Source organism: bacterium, assembly GCA_035281585.1.
Lineage (GTDB): Bacteria > UBA10199 > UBA10199 > DSSB01 > DSSB01 > DATEDP01.
Map to the genome: position 1 here is coordinate 1 of DATEDP010000062.1, position 3,746 is coordinate 3,746.

A 3,746-nucleotide genomic window follows, 5' to 3' on the forward strand; every position below is an offset into this window, starting at 1 on the left:
GTTGGATTCCGACATAAGCTCCTCCTCGCTGCAAAGGTTTTTACCCTGGGTTGACCCCCCATCGCTACGATTATATAGGAAAACAATGCCAGCGTCGCCCAACTATATTGCCGCTCAGGAAAAGGCCCTGGGCTGGGAGCCGGTCGGGGAGATTTGCCAAGTCAGCGGACCCGAGGCCGCGAAATTCCTCAATGCCTATGTGACTCAAGACATCCTGAAGCTGGTCGAATCCCAAATCGCGCCGGCCGCTTTTTTGACTCAAAAAGGCAAGCTGATCAGCGAGGCTTGGGTGCTGCGCCGGCCCGGCCGTTTCCTCCTGCTCTTCCCGCCGGGCTACGGAGCCAAGACCGGCGAGCACCTCGCCACTTTTCTGCTTTTCGCCAATGTCGAGTGGAGCCCAACCGAAGCTTGGGCCCATTTCGCCGCGATCGGTCCCGGCTCGACCGCCTTGTTGGAAGGTGCGCTCGGCGGGCAGCTATCGGCCGATCCGGGAACGGTCCTTTCGCGCGGCCTCGAGGGCCAAGAGCTGCTCCTCTTCGCCAGCGATCGCTTCGGCTTGCCGGGCTGGGAAATCCTGGTGCCGGCTTCGGCCGCCGGCGCTTGGCGCCAAAAGATGGAAGCTTGGATCGGCCAGGGTCTGATGGCTCGGGCCGATCCCGGCACCCTTCAGACCCTGCGGATCGAAGCCGGGCTGCCGGCAATGGGCGTGGACATGAGCGAGGACAACTTGGTCGCCGAAGTCGGCCTTGACGCCGGCGCCACCAGCTTCAATAAGGGATGTTATTTGGGCCAAGAGACCACCGCCCGGGTCCAGAGCCGCGGTCACGTGAACCGAAAGCTGGCCCGGCTGCGTTGGCAAGGCCAAATTCCCAGCCTGCCGGCCGAGCTCTTTCAGGGCGAGAAAAAAGTCGGGACTTTGAGCTCGGCGGCCGAATCGCCCAAAGCCGGCGGCAGCCTCGGCCTGGGCATGGTGGCCCTGAGCGCTTGGGAAAAGCCCGAGCCGATTTTTTTTAAGGATGGAAACCAGGAAATAGCGATCGAACGATGGACATGAGCCCCGAATATCCCATCGATGAAGTGCTCCAGAAGAAGCACTGGACCGTGGCCGACGCTTTTCGCTACTGCGAGCGGCTGGCCCGAACCCATTATGAGAATTTCCCGGTGGGCAGCGTCCTCATCCCCCAGAAGCTGCGGCCCTACGTCTGGTCGATCTACGCCTTCGCCCGGCGGGCCGACGATTTGGCCGACGAAGCCTTCCCCGACGAAGAGCGGCTGCCGGCGCTCGAGGCCTGGCAGGGCCTGCTCGAGAAAACCCAGCGCGGCAACGTCAACCATCCGGTCTTTCTGGCGCTCAAGGAGACCATTCGCCAATTCGACATCCCGCTTCAGCTCCTCAAGGACCTGATCACGGCTTTCAAATGGGACGTCGAGGTCAAGCGCTACCCCAGCTTCAACGACGTCCTTTATTACTGCCGGCACTCGGCCAATCCGGTCGGCCGGCTGGTCCTGATCCTTTTCGGCTACCGCGACGAGCCCCGGGCCCTCCTTTCCGACAAGATCTGCAGCGCCCTTCAGCTCGCCAATTTCTGGCAGGACGTCTCGGTCGATCTCGAAAAGAACCGGATCTACCTTCCGATGGAAGACCTGAAGCGCTTCGAGGTCGCCGAGCCCGAGCTCTTCGCCCGCTCCTACACGCCGCGCTACCGCGACCTGCTGCGCTTCGAGGTCGAGCGCACCGAGGCCATGTTCCGCGAGGGCGCCCCGCTGGTGTCGAGCGTGAAGGGGCGCTTAAGCCTGGAGCTCAAGTGCGTCATCCTCGGCGGTCTCGGCATTTGCAGAAAGATCCGGGAGCTCGATTTCAACACCCTCGGCACCCGGCCCCACTTCGGCAAAAGCGACAAGCTGGCCATCCTGGGCCGAGCCCTCTTCGGCTTCAAGCGGGCCACCCGAGCGCCGGCCAAAGCCGAGCCGCCGGCGGCCGCCGCCGAGGTCCTGCCGGCCACCGACGAAGGCGGGGCTTCATGAGCGCTTCGACCTATAGCAACGAGATCCTGCCGCCGCTCGCGGCCGAAGAGGTCGTGAAGCGGAGCAAGAGCAATTTCGTCCTGTCCTTCCTTTCCTTGCCGCCGGAGCGCCGTCGCGGCATCTCCCATTTCTACGCCTTCAGCCGGGTGGTCGACGACGCGGTCGACGAGAACGGCCCCGAGGAAGCCGAGCGCCAACTGGCTTTTTGGCGGCGGGAGGTCGAGCTCTGCTACCACGGCGAGCCGACCCATCCGGTGAGCCAAGCGATGCGCGAGACGGTCCGGATCTTCGACATTCCCCAGCGCTACCTCGAGCTCTTGATCGAGGGCTGCGAGATGGACCTCCACAAGAAGCGCTACGCCAATTTCGAAGAGCTCTACCAATATTGCTACCGGGTCGCCGGCGTGATCGGCCTGGTCTGCATGAAGATCTTCGGGCTGGGCGGCGAAAAGGCCGAGACCGGCGCGGTCGACTTGGGCCTGGCCCTCCAGCTCACCAACATCCTGCGCGACGTCCCGGTCGACGCCGAGAAAGGCCGGGTTTACCTGCCGGAAGACGAGATCCGGCGCTACGGCGCCGCGCCCGAGGAGCTGCTCGGCCGAAAGATGCGGGCCGAGTTCATCCCGCTCTTCCGCTTTCAGGCCGAGCGGGCCGAGGAGTATTACCGCAAGGCCTTCGCCGAGATGGAGAAGCTGCCGCGCAAGCCCTTGCTAGCCGCCTGGATCATGGGCAAAACCTACCACCGCATCCTCCACAAGATCCGGGCCCGCGACTTCGACGTCTTCTACAAACCGGTCAAGCTGTCCAAGCCGCAAAAGCTCTGGATCGCGCTGCGCGAAAGATTTTTTTAAGCCATGCTCTCGCCCGCTTCCACCGACGTCACGATCATCGGCGGCGGCTTCGCCGGCCTAGCCGCGGCCTTGCGCCTGCATCGGGCCGGCGCCAAGGTCCGAATCGTCGAAAAGCGGGCCTTCTTCGGCGGCCGGGCCTACTCCTTCCGCGAACCCAAGACCGGCGAGACCGTCGACAACGGCCAACACTTGCTGATGGGCTGCTACGCCGAGACCTTCGCCTTTCTCAAAGACCTCGGCACCTTCGACCGGCTCGACGTCCAAAAATCGCTGAGCGTCGCCTTCTCGGAGGGGCCCGCGAAAACCTTCGAGCTCTCCTGTCCCGACCTGCCGGCGCCGCTCCATCTGGCTTGGGGCCTGCTGCGCTATCGGGGGCTGAGCTTCCGCGACAAGCGGGGCATGGCCCGGCTGATGAGCCTGGCCAAGAAAAGCGCCGGCGCCGCCGCGCTGGACGCCCAATCGATCGAGGAGCTGCTTCGCCAGACCGGCCAGACCGAAGCGGCCATCCGCAAATTTTGGGAGCCCTTGGCCTTGGCCACGGTCAATGAAAGGCTAGATTTGGCCAGCGCCCGGCTGTTCGTCGAGGTGCTGCGCCGGGCTCTGCTCTCGAGCAAGGCCGATTCGCGGTTGGTCCTCGCCAAGGTCGGCTTGAGCGAGCTTTACGCCAATCCGGCCCAGCGCTTCTTCGAAGAGGCCGGGGTGCCGCTGCACTTCAATAGTCAGGTTTTGGCGATTCGGCGCGAAGGAGCTCGGTTTCGAGTCGAAACCAATCGGGGAGCGGGGCTAAAGCCCCTTGCTACCGGTTCAGAAACTGTAGCAAGGGGCTTTAGCCCCGCCGAATCCAAAGAAAGCTATTTAACCGACAAGATC

At 63.5% G+C, this 3,746-nt stretch carries 4 protein-coding genes; all 4 read left to right on the forward strand.

Going from position 1 to position 3,746, the window contains the following annotated elements:
• The first annotated feature begins 85 nt into the window (after window positions 1–85).
• Window positions 86–1,054, forward strand: coding sequence for a hypothetical protein (locus tag VJR29_04830; protein ID HKY62726.1), 969 nt, complete (start codon window positions 86–88; stop codon window positions 1,052–1,054).
• Entirely contained in the window at window positions 1,051–2,025 is a 975-nt protein-coding gene (hpnC, locus tag VJR29_04835; protein ID HKY62727.1) for a squalene synthase HpnC, read from the forward strand. Before VJR29_04830 ends, hpnC begins: the two co-directional genes overlap by 4 nt.
• Window positions 2,022–2,876, forward strand: a complete 855-nt coding sequence (gene hpnD, locus VJR29_04840) for a presqualene diphosphate synthase HpnD (protein HKY62728.1) — start codon at window positions 2,022–2,024, stop codon at window positions 2,874–2,876. The genes hpnC and hpnD overlap by 4 nt, the downstream gene beginning before the upstream one ends.
• A 3-nt stretch (window positions 2,877–2,879) precedes the next feature.
• Window positions 2,880–3,746, forward strand: an 867-nt coding sequence (locus VJR29_04845; protein ID HKY62729.1) for an FAD-dependent oxidoreductase, incomplete at its 3' end; no start/stop codon positions are given.

Excerpts from the sequence above, each read along its gene's own strand:
- hpnD (HKY62728.1), top strand. The coding sequence starts at position 2,022 with ATGAGCGCTTCGACCTATAGCAACGAGATCCTGCCGCCGCTCGCGGCC.
- VJR29_04830 (HKY62726.1), top strand. The coding sequence starts at position 86 with ATGCCAGCGTCGCCCAACTATATTGCCGCTCAGGAAAAGGCCCTGGGC.
- hpnC (HKY62727.1), top strand. The coding sequence starts at position 1,051 with ATGAGCCCCGAATATCCCATCGATGAAGTGCTCCAGAAGAAGCACTGG.